This window comes from Mesorhizobium sp. B4-1-4, assembly GCF_006439395.2.
Lineage (GTDB): Bacteria > Pseudomonadota > Alphaproteobacteria > Rhizobiales > Rhizobiaceae > Mesorhizobium.
Genome location: NZ_CP083950.1, coordinates 3,511,092 through 3,531,609, shown reverse-complemented (window position 1 = coordinate 3,531,609; position 20,518 = coordinate 3,511,092). Strand labels below are relative to the sequence as shown.

21 protein-coding genes and 1 pseudogene are annotated in these 20,518 nt (G+C 63.5%); 12 read left to right on the top strand and 10 right to left on the bottom strand.

The genetic code is table 11. The features are described from left to right. Positions 1 to 161: 161 nt before the first annotated feature. The 3 genes from FJW03_RS16825 to carA form a co-directional block, all read right to left on the bottom strand. Positions 162 to 545, bottom strand: coding sequence for a helix-turn-helix domain-containing protein (locus tag FJW03_RS16825; protein WP_140611659.1), 384 nt, complete (start codon positions 543 to 545; stop codon positions 162 to 164). Continuing rightward, entirely contained in the window at positions 481 to 807 is a 327-nt protein-coding gene (locus FJW03_RS16820; protein WP_319022891.1) for a plasmid stabilization protein, read from the bottom strand. Before FJW03_RS16820 ends, FJW03_RS16825 begins: the two co-directional genes overlap by 65 nt. A 69-nt stretch (positions 808 to 876) precedes the next feature. Beyond that, entirely contained in the window at positions 877 to 2,082 is a 1,206-nt protein-coding gene (gene carA, locus FJW03_RS16815; RefSeq protein WP_140763516.1) for a glutamine-hydrolyzing carbamoyl-phosphate synthase small subunit, read from the bottom strand. Positions 2,083 to 2,359: 277 nt separating this feature from the next. Between carA and FJW03_RS16810 the strand changes: the two genes are divergently transcribed. Next, positions 2,360 to 2,809, top strand: coding sequence for a GatB/YqeY domain-containing protein (locus FJW03_RS16810; protein WP_140763519.1), 450 nt, complete (start codon positions 2,360 to 2,362; stop codon positions 2,807 to 2,809). 35 nt (positions 2,810 to 2,844) lie between these two features. Here FJW03_RS16810 and FJW03_RS16805 read toward each other — a convergent pair whose 3' ends face one another. Continuing rightward, the gene (locus FJW03_RS16805; protein WP_140763522.1) at positions 2,845 to 3,843 is read right to left on the bottom strand and encodes a hypothetical protein; all 999 of its coding nucleotides are present in this window, start codon (positions 3,841 to 3,843) and stop codon (positions 2,845 to 2,847) included. A 395-nt stretch (positions 3,844 to 4,238) separates the two neighbouring features. Between FJW03_RS16805 and FJW03_RS16800 the strand changes: the two genes are divergently transcribed. Both FJW03_RS16800 and FJW03_RS16795 read left to right on the top strand, forming a co-directional pair. Beyond that, positions 4,239 to 4,949, top strand: coding sequence for a DNA helicase (locus FJW03_RS16800; protein ID WP_140763527.1), 711 nt, complete (start codon positions 4,239 to 4,241; stop codon positions 4,947 to 4,949). A gap of 31 nt (positions 4,950 to 4,980) precedes the next feature. Further along, a pseudogene (locus FJW03_RS16795) lies at positions 4,981 to 5,537 on the top strand (GNAT family N-acetyltransferase). Between the two features lie 5 nt (positions 5,538 to 5,542). Here the strand turns inward: FJW03_RS16795 and FJW03_RS16790 are convergent. The 4 genes from FJW03_RS16790 to FJW03_RS16775 form a co-directional block, all read right to left on the bottom strand. Further along, on the bottom strand, positions 5,543 to 6,577 hold the full coding sequence (locus tag FJW03_RS16790) for a P1 family peptidase (RefSeq protein WP_140763532.1): 1,035 nt from the start codon (positions 6,575 to 6,577) through the stop codon (positions 5,543 to 5,545). A 93-nt stretch (positions 6,578 to 6,670) separates the two neighbouring features. Continuing rightward, a complete protein-coding gene (locus tag FJW03_RS16785) occupies positions 6,671 to 7,855 on the bottom strand; it encodes an MFS transporter (protein WP_140763535.1) in 1,185 nt (394 codons plus the stop codon). A gap of 164 nt (positions 7,856 to 8,019) precedes the next feature. After that, a complete protein-coding gene (locus tag FJW03_RS16780; RefSeq protein WP_140611674.1) occupies positions 8,020 to 8,229 on the bottom strand; it encodes a DUF2061 domain-containing protein in 210 nt (69 codons plus the stop codon). A gap of 131 nt (positions 8,230 to 8,360) precedes the next feature. Then, positions 8,361 to 10,025, bottom strand: a complete 1,665-nt coding sequence (locus FJW03_RS16775) for a Na/Pi cotransporter family protein (protein ID WP_140763538.1) — start codon at positions 10,023 to 10,025, stop codon at positions 8,361 to 8,363. 377 nt (positions 10,026 to 10,402) lie between these two features. Between FJW03_RS16775 and FJW03_RS16770 the strand changes: the two genes are divergently transcribed. From FJW03_RS16770 to rpoD, 5 genes are all read left to right on the top strand, one after another. After that, entirely contained in the window at positions 10,403 to 10,765 is a 363-nt protein-coding gene (locus FJW03_RS16770; RefSeq protein ID WP_140763541.1) for an RcnB family protein, read from the top strand. 144 nt (positions 10,766 to 10,909) lie between these two features. Next, the gene (locus FJW03_RS16765) at positions 10,910 to 11,158 is read left to right on the top strand and encodes a type II toxin-antitoxin system RelE family toxin (protein WP_140763544.1); all 249 of its coding nucleotides are present in this window, start codon (positions 10,910 to 10,912) and stop codon (positions 11,156 to 11,158) included. A gap of 12 nt (positions 11,159 to 11,170) precedes the next feature. Next, positions 11,171 to 11,536 carry a helix-turn-helix transcriptional regulator gene (locus FJW03_RS16760; protein ID WP_140763547.1) on the top strand — a complete coding sequence of 122 codons (366 nt, stop codon included), beginning with the start codon at positions 11,171 to 11,173 and terminating at the stop codon, positions 11,534 to 11,536. A gap of 130 nt (positions 11,537 to 11,666) precedes the next feature. Then, on the top strand, positions 11,667 to 13,604 hold the full coding sequence (gene dnaG / locus FJW03_RS16755; RefSeq protein ID WP_140763550.1) for a DNA primase: 1,938 nt from the start codon (positions 11,667 to 11,669) through the stop codon (positions 13,602 to 13,604). Positions 13,605 to 14,028: 424 nt separating this feature from the next. Next, positions 14,029 to 16,053, top strand: coding sequence for an RNA polymerase sigma factor RpoD (gene rpoD, locus FJW03_RS16750; RefSeq protein WP_140763553.1), 2,025 nt, complete (start codon positions 14,029 to 14,031; stop codon positions 16,051 to 16,053). A 71-nt stretch (positions 16,054 to 16,124) separates the two neighbouring features. Here the strand turns inward: rpoD and FJW03_RS16745 are convergent, their stop codons facing one another. After that, a complete protein-coding gene (locus FJW03_RS16745; RefSeq protein ID WP_140763556.1) occupies positions 16,125 to 17,180 on the bottom strand; it encodes a TauD/TfdA family dioxygenase in 1,056 nt (351 codons plus the stop codon). A 345-nt stretch (positions 17,181 to 17,525) separates the two neighbouring features. Between FJW03_RS16745 and FJW03_RS16740 the strand changes: the two genes are divergently transcribed. The 3 genes from FJW03_RS16740 (at position 17,526) to FJW03_RS16730 (ending at position 18,566) form a co-directional block, all read left to right on the top strand. After that, on the top strand, positions 17,526 to 17,819 hold the full coding sequence (locus FJW03_RS16740; protein ID WP_140611690.1) for a GYD domain-containing protein: 294 nt from the start codon (positions 17,526 to 17,528) through the stop codon (positions 17,817 to 17,819). A gap of 97 nt (positions 17,820 to 17,916) precedes the next feature. Next, complete coding sequence (locus FJW03_RS16735) at positions 17,917 to 18,177, top strand: DUF333 domain-containing protein (RefSeq protein WP_140692401.1); 261 nt, start codon at positions 17,917 to 17,919, stop codon at positions 18,175 to 18,177. A 20-nt stretch (positions 18,178 to 18,197) separates the two neighbouring features. Then, a complete protein-coding gene (locus FJW03_RS16730) occupies positions 18,198 to 18,566 on the top strand; it encodes a thiol-disulfide oxidoreductase DCC family protein (RefSeq protein ID WP_140692404.1) in 369 nt (122 codons plus the stop codon). Positions 18,567 to 18,591: 25 nt separating this feature from the next. Here FJW03_RS16730 and FJW03_RS16725 read toward each other — a convergent pair whose 3' ends face one another. Beyond that, complete coding sequence (locus tag FJW03_RS16725; RefSeq protein ID WP_140611694.1) at positions 18,592 to 19,455, bottom strand: patatin-like phospholipase family protein; 864 nt, start codon at positions 19,453 to 19,455, stop codon at positions 18,592 to 18,594. Positions 19,456 to 19,730: 275 nt separating this feature from the next. Here FJW03_RS16725 and FJW03_RS16720 point away from each other — a divergent pair, with 275 nt between their 5' ends. Continuing rightward, complete coding sequence (locus FJW03_RS16720) at positions 19,731 to 20,405, top strand: PadR family transcriptional regulator (RefSeq protein WP_140763559.1); 675 nt, start codon at positions 19,731 to 19,733, stop codon at positions 20,403 to 20,405. Positions 20,406 to 20,518: the final 113 nt, after the last annotated feature.

Sequence of the window (20,518 nt, the reverse complement as noted above, 5' to 3'; positions counted from 1 at the left end):
CTTGGCTGCTGTTCTCCGGCCCGGCTGGTGCCGGTGCCCGGTCAATGAAGCCGGAAGGGTTGGCCGCCATGGTCAAGGCGCTGGCGATCAGCCTCGACCGCCAGCAATGGTTTGCCATACTGGAGGCGAGTGAAGGGCGGCCGGTGGCGTGAGGTCGGGAATCAGGATTCAAGCCATTCGCCAGGGACATCCAACGCCTTTGCCAGCATCGCGGTGGTTTGCGCAGACGGTTTGCGGCGATTGGATTCGATATCCGACAGGAAGCCCTGACTGACACCGATGGCATTCGCCAACTCGGCTTGTGTCAGCTTGCGCCAATTGCGGAGCGCCTTGAGGCGGCCGGAGCCTCGCAAAATATCCATGGTCACATCAGCGGGCAGGGCTTTTTCCGTTTTGAGATCAGCTTTCCGTTCGTCGTAGATGGCGACATCCGCTGCGTCTTCGAGGGCTTCTTCGGCGGCATGCAGCAAGGCCTCGTAGTCAGCCTTTGGGATAACGACCAGTTCTTCGCCGGTTGAAGTCTTTATGATTTGCGGCGCGTTCATGGCTTTCTGTCCTATAGCCGGCTGTAAGTCGTCGTTTCACGCTTGCCGATGTAGACGCAAGGATCGTGATGCGATCTTCATCGAATATGACGCGGTAGCGGCCAATCCGCAGCCTGTAACCGCCCCTGCCGGAAAGACGCTTTACATCTCCACGGCCGCTGACTGCGTAGGCGATCAAACCTTCGGAGACCTGCTCGCGGACGTCAGCGGGCAGGTTGTCGAGATCGCGAGCCGCCGATACCGAAAGGATAATCGTCTTCACAACAGCGGTATCGCAGATTTATCGCTTTGTGTTAAGCGATATTATCGCTTGTTGCCGATCCAGGAAAGATCAGGCCCGCTCGGCCAGCAACTCCTCGCCGCGCTTTTCGCGGATCAGGTTGACGAAACGGCGGAACAGATAGTGGGAATCCTGCGGGCCGGGCGAGGCTTCGGGATGATGCTGGACCGAGAACACCGGGCGGCCGGTGAGCGCGATGCCGCAGTTCGAGCCGTCGAACAGCGAGACATGGGTTTCCTCGACGCCTGATGGCAGCGAGTCCGCGTCGACGGCGAAGCCGTGGTTCATCGAGACGATCTCGACCTTGCCGGTGGTGTGGTCCTTGACCGGATGATTGGCGCCGTGATGGCCCTGGTGCATCTTGGCGGTCTTGCCGCCCAGCGCCAGTGCCAGCATCTGATGGCCGAGACAGATGCCGAACACCGGAATGTCGGTCTTGAGCAAGTCCTGGATGACCGGCACGGCATAGTCGCCGGTGGCTTCCGGGTCGCCGGGACCGTTGGAGAGAAAGATGCCATCCGGCTGCATGGCCAGGATTTCTTCCGAACCAGTCTTGGCCGGAACCACCGTGACCTTGGCGCCGAGGCCCGCGAGCAGGCGCAATATGTTGCGCTTGACGCCATAGTCGATGGCAACGACATGCATGGTCGGCGCGTCCTGCTCGCCAAAGCCTTCGTTCCACACCCAGGGCGTCTCGCGCCAGACAGAGGACTGGCCCGAGGTGACTTCCTTCGCGAGGTCGAGCCCGATCAGGCCCGACCATGCGGCGGCGCGCCGCTTCAGATCATCGAGGTCGAAGACACCATCCGGCGCATGCGCGATGACGGCGTTGGGCATGCCATTTTCGCGGATCAGCGCGGTGAGCGCCCTCGTGTCGATGCCCGACAGCGCGACGATGCCGCGCTTCTTCAGCCACTGGTCGAGATGGCCGGCGGCGCGGTAGTTGGACGGGTTGGTGACATCGGCCTTGAACACGGCGCCGACGGCGCCGGCGCGCGCGGCCGGATTGAGGTCCTCGATGTCCTCGCCATTGGTGCCGATATTGCCGATATGCGGGAAGGTGAAGGTGACGATCTGGCCGGCATAGGAGGGATCGGTGAGGATCTCCTCATAGCCGGTGAGCGCCGTGTTGAAGCAGACTTCGGCGACGGCGGAGCCGGTGGCGCCGAGACCGCGGCCCTCGATGACGGTGCCGTCGGCCAGCACCAGAAGGGCGGTCGGCTTTTCGGTGGCCCAGGCGGGCGTCATCTCGGCCATGTCGGCACTCCTATCAGGCTGCGCGCTTCCACAGGCCCAGCCGGCCATCCGCGCAGCAAATGGCGCGGAGCGGCGAATTCGCGGCCTCCACGCACCCAAGCTTCAGTTCATGCAAGGCCCAGTACATAGGGGAAGGGGGCAGGCCGGTCAATGACGATGCGGATTGCGGCTCCGAATTATTTCATTGAGTAATATCATAGGCTTGCCCCGCCACATCAGGATTTGCGTTGGCCTGCCCTCGGCGCTATTGTCCGCGCCGACCGAAGGAGAAGGCACGATGCGCGCGAAAATCGCCGAATCCCTGAAGAGCGCGATGAAGGCGCAGGACAAGCACCGGCTGCCGACATTGCGGCTGATCCAGGCCGCCATCCACGATCGCGACATCGCCAATCGCGGCGCCGGCAAGGAGCCGGCCAGCGACGAGGAGATCCTGCAGATCCTGGCCAAGATGGTGAAGCAGCGCGAGGAATCGGCCAAGGCTTTCGAGGACGGCAAGCGCCCGGAACTGGCCGCGCAGGAGCGCGGCGAAATGGAGATCATCCGTGATTTCCTGCCGACGCAGCTCGACGATGCGGCGATCACGGCCGCGGCGCGCGAAGCGATCGCCGCGACCGGCGCTGCCAGCCAGAAGGACATGGGCAAGGTGATCGCCGCGCTGAAGCAGAAATATGCCGGCCAGATGGATTTCGGCAAGGCGAGCGGCATCGTCAAGGGCCTGTTGCAGTAGGCCTTTCCGGCCACGACGGCGCCGATCGAACGGCTTCACGGCTCCTTGCAGATCGGCAGCGGCTGCGCGGGCGGTGCGGGATGATCCTTCTTGTACTGGGCGATGATCGGCTCGAGGGTTTTGCGCGGCCAGAATTTCGGCGCGCCGATTTCCTTCAGGCAGGACGCGTTCCAATAAGGCCCGTCGCTGGATAGCGAATGGCCCTTTGCCGCCGCCTGCGCAACGGCGGCGATGTCGCGCGATTCCGGATAGATGTAGAGCGTCGTCGGGTTGTCCTTCACCATCGAGATGATCTGCCGCGCGTCCGCCGGCGACCAGCTGGTGCAGCCATTGCTGCGGCCGCCGGCATATTCCACCAGCTTGCCGAAGGGCACCAGACCATCATGGTCGGCATAGGAGCTGTTGGGGGTTTTGCGCATGCACATGGTGCGCAGCACCTGCGCCGCGTGGCCGCCGATCACGCGTTGCCTGGCGTTGGCGGCTTCGCCCTCGCCATCGAACTGTATGAAGGTGCGCAGGAAGGCGGCATCCTGTTTGGCGCCGGCGCGATAAAAACCCTTGAAGGATGTCTTCGCCTCGCGGGTCATATAGGCGCCGCCGGCGGTCAACTCCGAATCCATGGCGTTGCCGAAGTTCTTGGAGCACCGCCTGCCGTTTGAAAAATCGACCGTGCCTTTCAGATTGCGGCCGCCGCCATGCCCCGACGCGATGGCATGAAACGACTGACTGGCTTCGCAGATGACATAGTACCGGCGCCCGAGCACGCCATTGCCGAGATCGCCGGGACGGGTGGCGTCCATGGCGAAATAACAGGGATTCGTGACGGCGCCCTGGGCCACCTTCTTCAGATAGAGCGCGCGCGCGCGTTCCAGGACCACCTGCGAAATCTGGCCGTCGCTGTCGCCGACATGAGCCTGCAGCCAGGCCGGGAGGGCCGAGGGCGCGGCAAAGGACCGGACCGACGCCATCAAGGCGACGATGATGAGCAGGCCGAAGGCCCCAGCAACACCCAATGGGACAGATCTCAACCGCACCAGACCCATTCTCCTGCCGAACCGTTTTTACTTCGCACGGTGAATCACCGCGGCGATCATAAAATGCCGCGTGACAATCGGCGAGACACATCTTGTTTAGTGTTCCGGGAAACCTGCACGAAGAACAAGGTCGGCGCGCAAAAATGTCCATAGGCCGGGATGCTGGCTCAAGGCTTGCGGCGCGCGTCTTCGCATCGGCTGGCATTCGCGATCTTCGATCCGCCGATTTTCGACCCGCTGGGATTGCGCTATGATCTGAGTCTGGCGTGGCCCACGCCTCCTCCCTCCGCCGGGAAAGCATCAGTTCATGCAGGGCTATCCGAGCACCGGACCGACTGTTCGAGCACAAGGCATAAGGAGGGGTTGCGAAACTGCTCGCATCAGGAGGTTTTGCGATGAGGCTATCCCAGCCCGTCTATCATCTGAAGCGCCAGGCGAGGCTGTTGTCCCGAGCGGCAAAAATTCCGCTGCATCAGGCGCTTGACCATATTGCAGCACAAGAAGGTTTTGCCAGCTGGAGCCTGCTCGCGGCCAATGGCTCTGAAGCCACACCGGCCGGCAGGCTGTTCTCGCGGTTGGCGCCGGGCGACCTTGTTCTGGTCGGTGCGCGGCCGGGCCACGGCAAGACCCTGATGAGCCTCGAACTCGCGGTCGAAGCGATGAAGCATGGCCATCGCGGTGTGTTCTTCACGCTGGAATATACGCAGCACGACGTGCTGGAGCGGTTTCGCGCCATCGGGGTCGATCCGGCCCGGTTCGACAAACTGTTCGAGTTCGACAATTCCGATGCCATCAGCGCCGACTATATCGTCAGGACGTTGGGATCGGCGCCGCGCGGCACGCTGGCGGTCATCGACTATCTGCAACTGCTCGACCAGAAGCGGGAAAACCCGGCCCTGATGGATCAGGTCCGTGCGCTGAAGGCTTTCGCACGCGACAGGGGCGTTATACTGGTCTTCATCTCGCAGATCGACCGGTCCTACGATCCCTCGACAAAACCGTTTCCTGATATCAGTGACGTCAGATTGCCGAACCCGCTGGAGCTGTCGCTGTTCAGCAAGGTGTGTTTCCTGAACAAGGGCGAGATCCGCTTCCAGGCGGCTTGAGCGTTCAACCGGGCAAAGCTATGCCTGGATCATGATCGAGATCGTCAAACCCGCGCTCAAGCATCTGCCGTCCTACAAGCGGCGCTCGAGCGCGGCTGGTCGCCGGACAATGTGCGGCTGGAGGTTGCGACACGCGAGCAGCTTGCGGCGATAGACGAGGATCCCGTGGCCTTCCTGGCCAGCCTCGACGATCCCGAGGCCAAGGGCCCATCCATCACCTTGCCCGACGGCAGACAAGTGCCGCGCCTGCCGAGTTTCAGACGCTGGATCTGGGACGGCGAGGCATCGGGCGCGATCGGTTTTCGCTGGCAGAAGGGAACGGCGGAACTGCCGCCCCATGTGCTTGGCCATATCGGCTATGCGGTGGTGCCGTGGAAGCGGCGGCGCGGCTATGCCACCGAGGCCCTGCGGCTGATGCTGGACGAGGCGAGGGAGATCGGCCTTCCCTATGTCGAGATCACCGCCAAGCCGGGCAATCCGGCTTCACACAAGGTGATCCTGGCCAATGGCGGCAAGCTCGTCGAGCGCTTCTTCGAGGATGCCGCCTATGGCGGGGTGGAGAGCCTGCGGTTCCGAATCGATCTGTAGAGCGGCTACCGCTTTTCGGCCTGATCGCGCAGCCAGTCGGCCAGCGACGCGCGTTGCTTGCCGGCCCTGCCGGTGAAGGCGTCGGCGGACAGCATGGAGTTCAGCACCGCCTCGTGCGTGGCGTCCGCCGCCGCCTGGAAAAGCATGTCGATGCGCGCCTCGTTGAGCGCGAGCAGCGGCACCAGATCGCGGGTCTCATCGTGGTCGACCAGATTGCCGGTGCTGAAGGCGATGGCGATGTCGCCGCTGCCATGGCCCCAGAACGAGCCGAGCCTGGCGATGCCGGCTCCGGCGCGGCGCGCCACCCTCTCGAGCTGGCGGTGTTCCAGTGGCACATCCGTCGCCAGCACGACGATGATCGAGCCGCGTTCGGCCTCGACCGGCCGCCTCGGGTCGGGCCGGCGCCCATCGGGCAGAACGAGGTCTCCGGCCCTGCCGAAATTCGACAGGACGAGGACGCCCAGGTGATGGTCTCCGCCAAGCGATATCGTTCTCGACGCCGAGCCGATACCACCCTTAAAGCCGAAGCAGCTCATTCCCGTTCCGGCGCCGACATTGCCCTGTTCGACCGGTCCCTCCTGCGCGTCCGCCAACGCGGCAAGCGCGTGCTCCTCGGTCACCGCCAGCGCCTGGATGTCGTTCAGCGGGCCGTCATTGCACTCGCCGACCACCGGATTGACGGTTCCGGTGGTGCGGCCGATATCCGGATTCTGGCGGACGGCGTCGCGAATCAGCGTCGTGGCGCAGGTTCCGACCGAGAGCGTGTTGGTCAGGAGAATCGGCGTTTCCAAGGTGCCGAGTTCCTGGACCTGCGCCAGGCCGACGGTCTTGCCGAAGCCGTTGATGACATGGCTCGCCGCGGCCACCTTCTTGCGGAACAAATTCCCGCCATGCGGCAGGATGGCCGTCACGCCGGTGTTGATGTCGCCGTTACGCAGCGTGCAGTGGCCGACGCGTATGCCGGGCACGTCGGTGATCGCATTGTGCGTGCCCGTCGGCAATCTGCCGCAGGTCAGGCCGAAATCGCTGGCTCTTCCCATCTCTGCTCCGGTTTCACAAACGGTCCGTGCGGGCCCTGTCGTGGTCATCGGGCACGGCGCGGACGACACGCGGCCAGGGTCGTCGGTTCTGATCTACTCGGCCGCCGCCGGCAGTGGTGGCCTGACGTCGGCGCGGCGTTCCCAAATGTGCGAGGCAACAGCGACGGTGACGGCGATCAGCATGGCAAAAGCGCCGAGCAATGGCAGGCTGCGATAGCCGTAGCCGCCATTGAGCATGGCGGCACCCAGCGATGCGGCCAATGCGATGCCGATATTGAAGCCGGATGGAATGAGCGAGGCGGCGAGACCGGATGCGTCGGCCGTCCAGGCCAGGATGCGGGTCTGGATCGGCGTGCCGATGGCGAAGTTGAGTCCGCCCCAGACGACGATCGCCACGATCATCGGCAAGGGGTAGGGGCTGACGGCGTAGATCACCGCCAGCGTCACCGCCTGCAGGAAGAGCATGGCGATCAGCGAGGGCATCAGCTTCCAGTCGGAAAGCTTGCCGCCAAGGAAGACGCCCAGCGTGGCGCCGACACCGTTGAGCAGCAGCACCCAGGGCACCAGGTTCTCGTCGAGGCCGGTGACCTCCAGCAGGGTCGGCGTGATGTAGGTGAACAGGCCGAACTGGCCGATCATCAGCATCAGCATCAGGATCAGCGAGGTCCAGACCTGTTGGCGCGCCAGCACGCGGGCCTCGCTGGCGAGATCGGCGGGCTTGGCCTGATATCCGGCGGCGCGCGGCAAAAGGGCGGCCATGGCAAGGGTCGCCGCCACGCCCAGCGCCCCCATCACCCAGAAGGTCGCGCGCCAGCCCCAGATATTGCCGATCGCCGTGCCGGCCGGCACGCCGATGACGTTGGAAACGGTGAGGCCCGAGAGGATGACGGCAACGGCCATGCCGCGCTGGTCCTTGCGCACCAGGCCGACCGCGACCACCATGGCGACGCCGAAATAGGCGCCATGCGCGACAGCGACGGCAATACGCAGGAGCAGCATCGAGGTGAAGTCGGGCGCCAGCGCGCAGGCCGCCTGGCCTATGGTGAAGGCAATGGCGAGGCCGAGCAGCAGGGTCTTGCGCGACAGCGACTTGGTGGCGAGCGCCAGCAACGGCCCGCCAATGGCGATGCCGCAGGCATAGCCGGAAACGAGATAGCCGGCGGAGGGGACCGAAACGCCGAGGCCCTGCGCCACCTGCGGCAGCACGCCGGCGATGACGAACTCGGTGGTGCCGAAGGCGAAGGCGGCGATGAACAGGGCAATCAGCGGAAGCGACATGGCCGGAAATGGGATCCTCGAATGCAGGCCTCAAACCACGGATGGGCGTTGCCGGCAATCCAGAATTTTTTGTCGCCGGTTTAGCTTTTCTTGACCGGTTCCGTTGTGTCGGCCAGTGGCGTGGCAACCGGGCGGGGCGGTGCCGGCCGGCAGCGGACGGGCCGCTATGTCGCGTTCCTGCGCCCGTAGGGAATCTTCAGCCACGCTCGCTCGTGAAAATAATAGAGCAGCGATTTGGTGAAGACCTCTGTTACGCCTATGGCGGCCGCGAGCTTGACGCTTCCGGTCACCACCAACGAGATGATTATCGTGTCGACGGTGCCGGTCACGCGCCAGGAAAGCGCCTTGGCGAAACTGCGCGAATGGGTATCCATCGATTTCCTCCCGGTGGCATCAGATGCTTAGCCGACGGATGGCAGGATGAGCAAAGACTAATTTTGCCGTTGAAGCCGGGATGACGCAACCTTGTTCCAAGTTGATGCCTTTGCGGCAAAAAGCTTGCGCCTCAGCTCGCCTTCAACCTCGACCCGGTGAGCAGGCCGCGCTCTTCGAGGACGGGATAGGCCATCGATGCCAGCAGCGAGTTGATCTGCTTGAGATCGCGGATGGTGTCGAGGTGGATCGAGCTGGTTTCGACGCTTTTTGCGGTGCCTTCGCGCAGCCGCAGGAAATGGCTGGCGCTGGTTTCCTTCTCGCGGTCGCGCAGCTGGTCCTTCTCCAGCACCAGCTGACGGGCCGTTTCGGGGTCGCGCGAGACCAGCACGTTGAAGGCGAGCCGCGCATTGGCCAGCACCGAGCTGTGGAAGGCGCACAATTCGCTCCAGCCTTCGTCGGTGAATTCCAGCCTGCGATCGAACTTCTTCTTCACATGCACCAGCATGTTGCGAACGATGATGTCACCGACCTGCTCGAGCTTGACGCAGGCGCCAATCAGCTCCTGGCAGCGCAGCGACTCGTCCTCGGTCAGCGGCATCTTGGTGACCTTGGCGAGGTAGAGTTTTATGGCCGCGTGCTTGCGGTCGACGCGGTCGTCGAGGGCGGCAAGCGCCTTGATCTTGTCGGTGTCGGCGTCCTCATAGAGCTCGATGATGCGTTTCAGCATGATCTCGACCGTCTCGCATACCCGCACCACCTCGCGGGTGGCGTTGGCCAGCGCCTGGCTCGGCACGTCGAGCGCGCTCTCGTTGAGCGCCGAGAGTTCGGTGACGTCGAGCGAGGCCGCCGGCGCCGGCTTGGCGCCGAGCGCCACGATCTTCTCGGAAGCGCGGTAGACCAAGCTGGCCAGCGGCAGGCCGGCGAGCAGGATGATGACGTTGAACAGGATATGGGCGTTGACGATCTGGTCGGCCGCCATGGTGCCGAGAAAGCCGACATGCGGCCTGAAGATCATGAACAGCACCAGCATGACCAGCGACCCAAGCCCGCGCATCAGGAGATTGCCGATCGGCACGACGCGTACGGCGGGGCTGGCCGAGCGGGTCAGCATCGGCGCGATGATCGAGGAACCGAGATTGACGCCGAGGATGAGGACGATGCCGAGCTCGGGCGTGATCAGGCCGCGGCCAGCCAGCGTCGCCATCAACAGGACTGCCGCGATGCTCGACTGGAACAGCCAGGTGATCAGCGCCGCCAGCAGATAGGCGGTGATGGAATCGCTGGAGAAGTAGTTGATGATGACCGGCATGAGCTGGCTGTTGCGCAACGGCTCCGAGGCCTGGCCGATCATTTCCAGCGACAGGATCAAAAGGCCGATGCCGACCAGGATGCGGCCGGTCTGGCGCCAGTCGCGCCGCTCGGTGGCCATGAACATCACCGTGCCGGTGATCAGGCAGAGCGGCACCAGCAGTGTCAGATCGAACGTCAGCAGCTTGACCACCAGCGCCGAGCCGATCTCGGCGCCGCGCACCGCCAATTGGCCTGCGGCGCCGGAGACGATGCCCGAGCCGGCGAAGGAGCCGACCAGCAGAGTGACCGCGGTGGAACTCTGCAGCGCGATCGCCAGGCCCGTTCCGGCCAGCACGGCCATGATCGGGTTGCGCATGGTGGCGCGCAAGCGATGGCGCAGCATGTCGCCATAAGCACGCTCGACGCCGGTCTTCACCATGCGGGTGGCAAACAGCATCAGTGCGACGGCGCCGGCCAGATGCAGCAGGACGACGGAGCCGGTCACTGCCGCGCCTGTATGCGAACAGGGCGCGCGGTGCGGGAGACGCGGCGATCGGGGGAATAAGCGGGAGTACGAATCATGGTCATGGCAGCCGTGAACAATAGCCGGAATACTTTAGCCGGATAATAAAATTTTGTCGATTTCAAGGGGCTGTCGCGGCGCGACAGGCCGTGTCGGGAAATGGACGGGGTGCGCAAAGGTTGCATGCCGGTCCACGGCATCAGCCGGGTTTGCCGGGCTTCTGGCTGTTGCCTTTGCGGTAATGTTCAACTCGCCGGCGTAAATGGAGGAATTCATTACGCAATTGTAATGGAGGCGTTCAGTTTCAGTTCATCCGCTGGCGGCTACTCCTCGGGCATCGACAACCAAGGAGACTTCTGATGAAACGCATTATCCTTTCCAGCCTCGCCTTCTCGATGCTGGCCGCCACGTCGCTCACCGGCCAGGCGGCGCCGATGAACGCACCGGTCGCGCCGCAGTCGACCTACACAAAGGCCGATTGGCAGAAGCCCGGCAGGCATGTCGAGAAGCGTGTCGTGAAGAAGAAGGTCGTCGTGAAGCGCAACCATTGGCGCAATGGCCAGAAATATTCCAGTTGGAAGCGCCACCAGCCGATCCGCGACTATGGCCGCTATGGCCTGCGTCGTCCCGGCCGCGGCCAGGAATGGATCCGCGTCGGCAATGACTACGTGCTCGTCGGCATTCTCTCCGGCGTGATCTTCGGCGCCATCGCCGCTCAGTAGGCTCCAGCTCCACGGCAGCTTGCCGGATGTGACAAGAAGGCGGTTCGCAATGGCCGCCTTCTTTTTGGCGTTCATGCCCTTTGCGACCCGTCTCCATGGGCCGAACTGCTTGCACAAAATATCACAATATGCGATATTTTTGAGGTGAAGCGGGTCATTCTTCTCCCTCTGGCCGCCAAGGCGCTGCGGAAGCATCGGGCGGATGCCGAGAGGATCCTGTCGAAGATCGAAACCTATGCCCACGACGCGAGCACGCTTGCAAACAGTGTCAAGGCTCTGCAGGAATCGACCGCTCTGCGTTTGAGGGTCGGTGACTATCGGGTCATTTTCGAGGAGACAGACCAGGAGATCATCGTCACCAAGATTGGGCCACGCGGATCTGTTTATGATTGAAGGGATGCGAGGATGAACAACATTGCCTATGTCACGACGCCCGGTGGCGAGGAATTAGCCATCCTGCCGCGCAGCGAGCTTGAGGCGTTGCGGGACTCATTGGACCACGCACAGGCGTTGGGTGGCTTTCGCGCAGGCCAGATACCAGGTTTGACCACGGATGAAGCGCGGGCTCTGGTGGCGGCGACTTCTCCGCTTGCCTTCTGGCGCAAATATCGCAAGCAGACCCAGGCGGTTCTCGCGACTTCCGTCGGTGTCACTCAGAACTATCTTTCGGAAATCGAGAACGGAAAACGTGGCGGCGATGTCGCGCTTTGGCTGCGGCTGGCCCGAGCGCTTGAACTGCCGGTGGAAAGTTTGGTCGACGAAGGCGATTGATCGGCAATCGCCGCAATTGCCCATCTCTTAGCCTGTTAAAAGACCTGGCCTGTGGAAACCGGGTATGGCCCCTATTGGGGGTCGTCGGATTTCGCCGGCATGATTATATGGTGGGGAAACGAGTTTCCTGATGCGCTTTCCGCCCGCCTTCCTCGACGAGATACGCGACCGCGTGCCGATTTCACAGGTTATCGGCCAGCGCGTCGCGTGGGATCGCAAGAAGACCAATGCGTCGCGTGGCGATTATTGGGCTTGCTGTCCCTTCCACGGCGAGAAGAGCCCGTCCTTCCACTGCGAGGACAAGAAGGGGCGTTATCACTGTTTCGGCTGCTCGGCCTCGGGCGACCATTTCAAATTCCTGACCGAACTCGAAGGGTTGAGCTTTCCCGAGGCGGTCGAGACGATCGCCGACATGGCGGGCGTGCCAATGCCGGTCCGCGACGCGCAGGAGGAGCGGCGCGAGAAGGAACGCGCCAGCCTGACCGATGTCATGGAAATGGCGACCGCCTTCTTCCAGGAGCGCCTGCAGGGACCAGAAGGCGCAAAGGCGCGCGCGTATCTGCGCGACCGCGGGTTGACGCCGGCGACCCAGCATTCGTTTCGGCTCGGCTTCGCGCCGGACAGCCGCAATGCGCTGAAGGAGCATCTGGCGGCAAAGGGCGTGCCGAAGGCCGATATCGAGGCCTGCGGGCTGGTGCGGCACGGCGACGACATCCCGGTGTCCTACGACTGGTTCCGCGACCGCATCATGTTTCCGATCCCGGATTCGCGCGGCAAGATCATTGCCTTTGGCGGCCGTGCGCTGGCGCCCGACGCGCCGGCCAAATACATGAACTCGCCCGACACCGAGCTCTTCCACAAGGGCAATGTGCTCTACAATTTCGCCCGCGCCCGCAAGGCGCTGGCCAAGGGCGGCGCGGTTATCGCGGTCGAAGGCTATATGGACGTGATCGCGCTGGCGCAGGCCGGTTTCGAGAATGTGGTCGCGCCGCTCGGCACCGCGCTCACCGAGAACCAGCTTGAACTGTTGTGGCGCATGGCCAACGAACCGGTTCTGTGTTTCGACGGCGACAAGGCCGGGCTGAAAGCGGCGTGGCGGGCCGCCGATCTCGCACTGCCATCGGTACAGGCGGGGCGCTCGGCGCGCTTTGCGCTGCTGCCGGAAGGCAAGGACCCCGACGACCTGGTCAAGGCCGAGGGACCGGACGCATTTCGCGCCGTGCTTGCCGACGCACGGCCGCTGGTCGACCTCCTATGGATGCGCGAGACGGCGGGCGGCGTCTTCGACACGCCGGAGCGGCGAGCGGAACTTGAAAAGACGCTGCGCGAGCTGACCAGTCGCATCCGAGATGAGAGCCTGCGGTACCACTATCAACAGGAGATGCGCGAGCGGGTGCTGAGCTTCTTCGGCTCCCAGCGCGTTTCCCGCCAGGGCCGCGACAACGGCCGGCCAGGAGCGCGCGGCCAGGGCAAGGCGGCCGCGCCCGGCGGACAGTTCGCCAAGGGCGGCGGCCGCATCGCCATCACCGAAAGTCTCGGCCAGTCGGCGCTGGTCAAGCGCGGCGAGGGGATGTCGGTGCGCGAGGCGACGATCATCGTGGCGCTGGTCAACCATCCGGCGCTGATCGACGAGAATTTCGCGCATGTCGAGTTTCTCGATCTCGCCAATTCCGACCTGAACCGGCTGCACGCGGCCATCCTCGACGCGATGGCGCATGACATGGCCAATGACCGCCACGCCGTGGTGGCGACGATCGAGCGCGCCGGCTGCGCCGAGATATGGGAACGCGCCGTAGGCCTGATCCGGCGAGCGCGGCAATGGCCGGCGCTGGAGACGGCGGCGCTCGAGGATGCCCGCGACGCTCTGAACCAGGCACTGCACTTGCAGCGTAGCGCGCGCACCTTACATAAGGAGCTGAAACAGGCGGAAGCGGCTCTCGAAGCGGATCCTTCGGACGAAAACTTCCGCCATCTGATCGAAATTCAGGCGCAATTTCAGGATGTACAAGCGACGGAAGCGCTGATCGAAGGGTTCGGCGTATCGTCGGGCAGGGCCGGGCGAGCCTAAGTGCAAGCGGGTACAGAATGAGGGTGTGGCCGGGCTTCCCCAGGAAGCCGGGCGCGCTAAGTCGGGTAATTGATTCGCTTTTTTCATGCGAATCATGCCAGAGGCGCTTGACCTTCCGGCAGAATGGCGGAATCAGGACGATTCGAAACGTCAATCCGCACCCGTGTCGACGGGAAGTGCAGCGATAAGAGGTCCTGGTCACTGGACAGGCAGACAGCCTGCCACAGATATCAGGGTTAATCTGGACTTAATGCATGTCGCCCAAAAGTGGAAACCGGTTTTGGGGCGACGACATGCACCAAACAAAGAGTGGATGCAGTTCGTGGCCCGGGTGAAGCGCGTTTAGAAAAACGAGCATATCCAATTTGACTGGTCCGACAGCTTACGTGGCCCGATGCCCGGCCGCTAGGAGAAGATAAAGACTATGGCGACAAAGGAAAAGGAAGAGGTCGAGACCGAACGCGAGGGCGCCACCGATGGGCCTCTGCTCGACCTTTCCGATGATGCTGTCAAGAAGATGATCAAGGCCGCCAAGAAGCGCGGCTATGTTACGATGGACGAGCTGAATTCGGTGCTGCCTTCCGAGGAAGTGACCTCCGAGCAGATCGAGGACACGATGGCGATGCTGTCCGACATGGGCATCAATGTCGTCGAGGATGACGAGCAGGGCGAGGAGGCCGAGGCCGGCGACACCGCGGCGGATGCCGAGGAAGACGCCAACGAACTGGCCGAGCAGACCGGCACCGCGGTAGCCGCCACCACCACCAAGAAAGAACCGACCGACCGTACCGACGATCCGGTTCGTATGTACCTGCGCGAGATGGGCTCGGTCGAGCTTCTGTCGCGCGAGGGCGAAATCGCGATCGCCAAGCGCATCGAGGCCGGCCGCGAGACGATGATCGCGGGCCTGTGCGAGAGCCCGCTGACCTTCCAGGCGATCATCATCTGGCGCGACGAGCTCAACGAATCCAAGATCCTGCTGCGCGAGATCATCGATCTTGAAGCCACCTATGCCGGCCCCGAGGCCAAGCAGGCGCCGGTGGTCGAGCGCGTCGAGGAAGCGCCCAAGGCTGATGAGAAGCCGCGCCGCGGGCGCGACGATGAAGACGACATCACCAATGTCGGTGTCGACACGCGCGGCATCGGGGACGACGACGAGGAAGACGAGGACGAGGCCAGCCTGTCGCTGGCGGCGATGGAAGCTGAATTGCGTCCGCAGGTGATGGAGACGCTCGACGTCATTGCCGACACCTACAAGAAGCTGCGCAAGCTGCAGGACCAGCAGGTCGAGAACCGTCTGGCCGCCGCCGGCACGCTGTCGCCCAGCCAGGACCGCCGGCTGAAGGAACTGAAGGACCAGCTGATCAAAGCGGTGAAGTCGCTGTCGCTCAACACGGCGCGCATCGAGGCGCTAGTCGAGCAGCTCTACGACATCAACAAGCGCCTGGTGCAGAACGAGGGCAAGCTGCTGCGCCTCGCCGAAAGCTACGGCGTGCGCCGCGAGGAGTTCCTGAAGGAATATCAGGGCTCGGAGCTCGATCCCAACTGGACGCGCTCGATCGGCAATCTGACCTCGCGCGGCTGGAAGGAATTCACCAAGAACGAGAAGGATGCGATCAAGGACCTGCGCGCCGAGATCCAGCATCTGGCCACCGAAACGGCGATCTCGATCCTGGAATTCCGCAAGATCGTGAACCAGGTGCAGAAGGGCGAACGCGAAGCCGCGATCGCCAAGAAGGAAATGGTCGAGGCCAATCTGCGCCTCGTCATCTCCATCGCCAAAAAGTACACCAATCGCGGCCTGCAGTTCCTCGATCTGATCCAGGAAGGCAATATCGGCCTGATGAAGGCGGTCGACAAATTCGAATACCGCCGCGGCTACAAGTTCTCGACCTACGCGACATGGTGGATCCGGCAGGCGATCACCCGTTCGATCGCCGACCAGGCGCGCACCATCCGCATTCCGGTGCACATGATCGAGACGATCAACAAGATCGTGCGCACCTCGCGCCAGATGCTGCACGAGATCGGCCGCGAGCCGACGCCGGAGGAATTGGCCGAAAAGCTCGCCATGCCGCTGGAAAAAGTGCGCAAGGTACTGAAGATCGCCAAGGAGCCGATCTCGCTCGAAACCCCTGTGGGCGACGAGGAGGATTCGCATCTGGGCGATTTCATCGAGGACAAGATGGCGATCCTGCCGATCGACGCGGCGATCCAGGCCAATCTGCGCGAGACCACCACGCGCGTTCTGGCGTCGCTGACGCCACGCGAGGAGCGCGTGCTGCGCATGCGCTTCGGCATCGGCATGAACACCGACCATACGCTGGAAGAAGTCGGCCAGCAGTTCTCGGTCACCCGCGAGCGTATCCGCCAGATCGAAGCCAAGGCGCTGCGCAAACTCAAGCATCCGAGCCGGAGCCGCAAGCTCAGAAGCTTCCTCGACAGCTGAGGCGGGTTCTATCTGTCACGAGAATCAAGGGCGCCAACTGGTGCCCTTTTTCGTTTCAGGCGGGTTGGCTTCTACAGGGGCACGTTCAGCCGCGTCCCCTTGACGACGATGCCGCCCCGGTCGCCGATCTCGATTGAGCCATAACGCTGCCTGAAGCAATCGGGCAGCGGGCGGTCGCCGGGCATTGACAGCCACAGGCGCAGCATATGGCGCCGCTTGTCCGGATCCGGCCAATCCCGAAAACCCATGCGGTCGTGAAGCAGCGAATGATTGTACACGAACTGCATGTCGCCGGGCCGTAACCGCATCGACAGGTTCAGCTTCGGGTCATTGGCAAGGCTGTCGAAGAGATCCAATGCTTCGACATGCGCAGCACTCAGCCGCATGGCATCCGGGAAGCGCTGCGCGCTGTCGATATACTGGCGCTGATAGATTCCGGTCAGCAGCCCCGCATGCCAGTTGAGGACCGGGATTTCGAAGTAGGGCTTTTGCCCTTCCGGTATCTCGCCGCGCCGGTCGGTGGCAATCGGATCAAACAGCAGCCGGACCAGATCAGGTCGCCTTTTGCGCATCTCGTTGTAGATCGTCACCGTGCTTACCAGCAGGGACTCGCCGCCTTGCATGGCATCTTCCAGGCAGAGCAGGCCGACGACATCGGCGGAGTCGGTGTGGAACGTCTGGCGCTCCGAGGTCTGGTAGATGCGTGTCGTGGCGTTCTTCGCGTCGGCGCCTATGTCGCGGACATGACCGAGTATATGGCCCTGGGCGTTCTGGGACCGAGCGCTTCCCAGATGGGCGCCAACTCCGCAGAAGATCGTTGCCGCCATTTGCGCGGAGTATCCTTCGACCGGGAGACCGCGAAGCACCTCGAACCCTATGCCGGCGATCAGTTTTTCGCGAAGGGCGGCAAGATGGCCAGCAAGCCGGGGCAAGGGGAAATCAGCCTTGGTCAGACCGCCGATATCGTGCGAACCGGCAAGAAAGCCGGTTGCGGCGGCTTCCAGCTCCGCGACGTCCTTCGGGTCCAGTTCGACCAGCCATCGTTCAGGATGCTTCGCCATGTCCTCGCCGGTCCACGCGGCGGGAATTTCGATCCGTTCCGGCGGCAGGTCTGTTGTTTTGCGCATGAAGCTCTCCTGCGGCTGGACTGGGCCTCGGATGTTGGCCGGTGTTTGCCGTGTCCGACGGCCACGGCGGAGACTGCCGCAATCAGGCGGGTTTTTAAACCGGCTTTGCTTGATCGCCGCCGACTGATTTGTGGCCGTCGCCATGCCAGCGCCTTTGTGTCGGTTGGCACGAGGACTCGGCAATACGGTGCCGGCGCGGTAGTGCTTGCGGGACGCTGGCAGCGGGAGGATAATCTGGTGACGGATGCATTTTCTGGGCGTCAACCCCGGAAGCCCGCCCCGGTCGAGGCCGTCCTTTTTTAGCGGTCTCAATGCCGTGCTCCGTGGCCCGGAGAGAGGTGTGCCATGACGACTTACATCGTGCTGATGAACTGGACCGAGCAGGGCGCGAAAAATGTGCGCGACTCGCCCAAGCGGCTGGACGCCGCCAAGAAGCAGCTCGGCGAGATGGGTGGATCGTTCAAGTCGTTCTACCTGACCATGGGCGAATTCGACATGGTGTCGGTGGTCGAAGCGCCTGATGATGCGGTGCTCGCCCGTTTCGCGCTGATGCTGGGCTCGGGCGGCAGCGTCAAGACGCGCACGCTCAAGGCGTTCCCGGAATTTGCTTACCGCGAGATCATCTCCTCGCTCGGATGAATCCATCGGCAGGTTCTCGAAGTCGATGGTCATTGGCGACGCCTTGCCGCAGACAAGGCGCTTCGCCGTGACAGGGTGCGGCCGAGGGGGGATCGCGATGAAGATATCGGCTGCCGGCCTGGCCGCATTGTCCTTAGTGCCGATCGACGTCGGCGCTGCCGTGCAAAAGCCGGTCGGCATGGCCAATCCGGCATCCGTCCATTGCGGCGGAGTCGGCGGGCGCCTGGCGATGAGGAAGGATAGGGCCGGCAATGAATATGGATTTTGCCGCCTGCCCAACGGACGCCTGTGTGGGGAGCGGGCGCTGTTTCGCGACAACAAACGCGTCGGGCCGAAGACGGCGATGCGCGGCAAGTGAGCCCTGACAGGATCACGCCTTTGCTGACTGTCTGGTACAACACACATTGTCCGGTCTGCGATGCGGGCATCGGCAGGCAGAAGCGGCGGCTGATCGAAGCGGTCAAGGCCGGACGGATCGAGTTTCGCGACATCAACCTCGAGCCGGCGGCGCTTGCCGGACATGGCGCCTCGCTGGAGGACATCCGCCGGCGGCTGCATGCCACCGATGCGCAAGGCCGGTTGCTGGTCGGCGCCGACGTTGCGATTGCAGTGTGGGCGATGACACCTGGCGAGGGCTGGCTGGCGGGATTGTTTGGCAATCCGATCGCCTTGCCGCTGACCCGTCTTGCCTATGATCGCTTCGCCGACCTGCTCTATGCCTGGAACCGGCGCAAGGGGCGGTGGTAGCGCCCTGCTGTGAAATCGGGTGAAATCAATGATGGCGGTGCGGACGCATCTGGTTCGGGATGACGCGTTCAAACAGTCCGCCCGCCTCTATCCATGCCCGGGTCGATTTTTCGGCGTCGTCGATCAGCGCGCCAGTGCGGGTGAAATCGTAGGGCGAGCCCACCAGCGGGCAGAGCGAGGGGACAATCGCGTAGTCGATCTCGGCCGGCATGGTGTCGAGTTCGCGCACCAATTGCCGGGCGATCAACAGTGTCAAGGCATGCAGGCCGTTGGCAACCGCGCCTTGCGGCGGCGCGCGCAGATTGCAGGCGAAGCCGGTTGGCAGCACGATCAGCCGGCGCGCGCCGAGGCTGATCGCAACACCGACTGGTGTATTCGAGGTCACCGCGCCGTCGATCAAGAACCGCTCGCCGACCCGCACCGGCGCGAACGCAACCGGAATGGCGCTTGAGGCGGCGATCGCCTCGGCCGCATTACCTTTCGAGATCACCACCGCGTCACCGGAGAAGAGATCGGTCGCGATGATGTGGATCGGGATCGGCGCCTCCTCGAGGTCGCGATAGGGCAGGTTGCGCTCGATCAGATTGCGGATGCCGTGCGAGGCGGACAGAAAATCGCGCCGGGCCGCAAAGCCCAGCATCGACCGCCAACTGACGGGAAACACGTCGTTGCGGGTGATGCCCCGCCACAGGGCCTCCAGCCGAGCGACGGTCTCCATTGTGCCGGCGGCGGCGTAGTAGGCGCCGTTGATGGCGCCGACGCTGGAGCCGACGACGAAATCGGCGGTCACGCCCGCGGCGACCAGCGCCTTCAGCATGCCGACTTGTACCGCGCCGAAACTGCCGCCGCCCGCGAGCACCAGCGCGACCTTGTCTGTTCCTGATGGCATGGCACGACCTCGTTGCATGGCCCGCCCAAGGGGTTCGCCGGCGTCAGGTCGTTTGTTTCTTGGAATTCTCCCCATGCCAGCACGTCTTCGTGAAGCGCCGCTCGCGCCGGGAAGCCAATTCGCGGCCCAGCCAGACGAGTGAACCGACTGCCACGAGGCCCGCAGCAAAAGCTCCTCAGCCGCGGCATTCAGATACATCGTAAGATATATCTTGACTCGGCGCAGGTGTGCGCCTAATTAAGATATATCGCAAGATAGAACTCAAGGAGCAATCCATGCACAAAGATTTCGGGCGCGGCCATTTCGGCGAGCGCATGTTCATGCATATGGCCGGCAAGTTCGGCGGCCGCGGCGGCGGTTTCGGTTCGTTCGGAGGCCGGGGCGGCGGCGGACGCGGCCCGGGCGACATATTCCGCGCCGGGCGCATGCTGGCCGACGGCGATCTCAAGCTGATCACGCTGTCGCTGCTGGCCGAGGCGCCGCGCCATGGCTACGACATCATCAAGGCGCTGGAAGAGCGCACCAGCGGCATCTACAGCCCGAGTCCGGGCGTGGTCTACCCGACGCTGACCTTCCTGGAAGAGGCCGGCTATGCAGTGTCATCAAGCGAAGGCAACAAGAAGGTGTTCTCCATCACCGAGGCCGGGCAGGCGCATCTCGCCGACAATCGCGAGATGATCGACAGCGTGCTCGAACACCTCGAACGCTTCGGCCGCAAGATGGCCAAGGCCCGGGAATGGTTCGGCTGGAATGACGATAGCGAGGATCGTCGCGGGGGCCGAGGCGGGCGTGGCGACCGTTCGGAGGCGCGCGACGAGTTCCGCGCTATCCGCCACCGGCTGCGCGCCGCGCTGAGCGACATCGTCGATGCCCCGGCCGAAAAGCAGGCCGAGGCCATGAGCATCCTCGAAGCCGCGGCCGAGGCGCTGGAAGCCTTGTCGCGCAAGTAGGGCGAGGGTGCCTGGCATGCAAAGGCTTGGGTTCCTCTCCCCATGAAATGGGGAGAGGTGGCTCGGCGAAGCCGAGACGGAGAGGGGGATGGCGCGGCCCCTGGATGGATTCA